The organism is Micromonospora sp. AMSO31t (assembly GCF_008868175.1).
In the GTDB taxonomy this organism is placed as follows: Bacteria; Actinomycetota; Actinomycetes; order Mycobacteriales; family Micromonosporaceae; genus Micromonospora.
Genome location: NZ_WBKT01000297.1, coordinates 1 through 1522 on the forward strand (window position 1 = coordinate 1; position 1522 = coordinate 1522).

Annotated in this window: 2 protein-coding genes; both read right to left on the minus strand. The window is 78.6% G+C overall.

All coding sequences use genetic code 11. The features are described from left to right. Positions 1 to 4: 4 nt before the first annotated feature. Positions 5 to 1087, minus strand: coding sequence for a polyprenyl synthetase family protein (locus F8274_RS30575; protein ID WP_151465861.1), 1083 nt, complete (start codon positions 1085 to 1087; stop codon positions 5 to 7). A 28-nt stretch (positions 1088 to 1115) separates the two neighbouring features. Then, positions 1116 to 1522, minus strand: a 407-nt coding sequence (locus F8274_RS30580) for a helix-turn-helix domain-containing protein (protein WP_151465864.1), incomplete at its 5' end; no start/stop codon positions are given.

The following is a 1522-nucleotide window of genomic DNA, read 5'->3' on the forward strand; positions in this document are numbered from 1 at the left end:
GGGGTCAGTCGGTGCGGCGGGTGGCGGCGATGGCCAGGTCGACCAGGGACTGGCGGGCCTCGGTGTCCAGGTCGACCGTCGTCAGGGCCGCCAGGGCGCTCTCGGTGAGGGCCGTGATGCGCCGCTCGGTGCGCTCCAGCGCGCCACTCGCCGTGATCAGCTCGCGCAGGCGGGCCACCCCGGTGGCGTCCAGCCCGGGATCGCCGAGCCCGCCCAGCAGCAGCTCCCGGCCGGCGTCGTCGAGCGCCTCGAGGGCCGCGGCCACCAGGTAGGTCCGCTTGCCCTCGCGCAGGTCGTCGCCGGCCGGCTTGCCGGTGCGCTCCGGGTCGCCGAACACCCCCAGCACGTCGTCGCGGAGCTGGAACGCCTCGCCCAGCGGCAGCCCGTACGCCGAGTAGGCCGCGTGCACCTCGGCCGGGGCGTCGGCCAGCGCGGCGCCGAGCAGCAGCGGACGCTCGACGGTGTACTTCGCCGACTTGTAGCGGGCCACCTTGCCGGCCCGTTCGAGCGAGGTGTCGCCGGTGGCCTGGGTGAGCACGTCCAGGTACTGCCCGACGGTCACCTCGGTGCGCATCTCGTCGAAGACCGGCCGGGCCCGGGCCACCGTGCGCGGGTCCAGGCCGGCGGAGTGCAGCAGCTCGTCGGACCACACGAGGCAGAGGTCGCCCAGCAGGATGGCCGCCGCGTCGCCGAACCCGTCCGGGTCGCCGCTCCAGCCGGCCGCGCGGTGCCGGGCGGCGAACCGCCGGTGCACCGCCGGCTCGCCCCGGCGGGTGTCCGACCGGTCCATGAGGTCGTCGTGGATCAGCGCGCTGGCCTGCACGAACTCCAGCGCGGCCAGGGCCGCGACCACCTGGTCGGAGTCGACCCCGCCGGCGCCCCGGTAGCCCCAGTAGCCGAACGCCGGGCGCAGTCGCTTGCCGCCGCCCAGCACGAACGCCTCGATGGCCTCGGCGACCGGCACCAGGCCGTCGTCGAGGGTGGTCAGCCAGCCGCGCTGGCCGGCGAGGAACTCGGTGAGGGCCTTGTCGATCCGCTGGCGCAGGCCGGCGCGGTCGACGGGGGAGACGGGAGCAGCGTGGGTCACGCCGACGACGCTAGCCGGTCCCCGCCGCTCACGCCCGACCCCCGTCCCGGCGTGCCGCGCGCGACGTGGGCCGGGCCGGCGGCCGGCGCGGGCCACCCGGTGCGGCGGTCACGCCCGCCCGGCGGCGCGGGACCGGCCGGCGCGGGCCACCCGGCGCGGCAGCCGCGCCCGCGGGCCGGGGGAGGCGGCGGCTGCGCGCGGCGGCCTCGGCGAGCAGTTCGCCCGGCACCCCGAGGACCACCGCCAGCCAGCCGGACCAGAAGTCGCCGGGGAGCCGGCGCTGCCGCTCCCACCGGGACACCTCGTGGCGGGTCAGGGTCGGCACGCCGGCGGCGGCGCACAGCTCGGCGGCGACCCGCTGCTGGCTCCAGCCGCGAGCGGCCCGCAGCTCGGCCAGGAGCGGCCCGAGCAGGCGCGGGCCGGGTGGCGGGGACG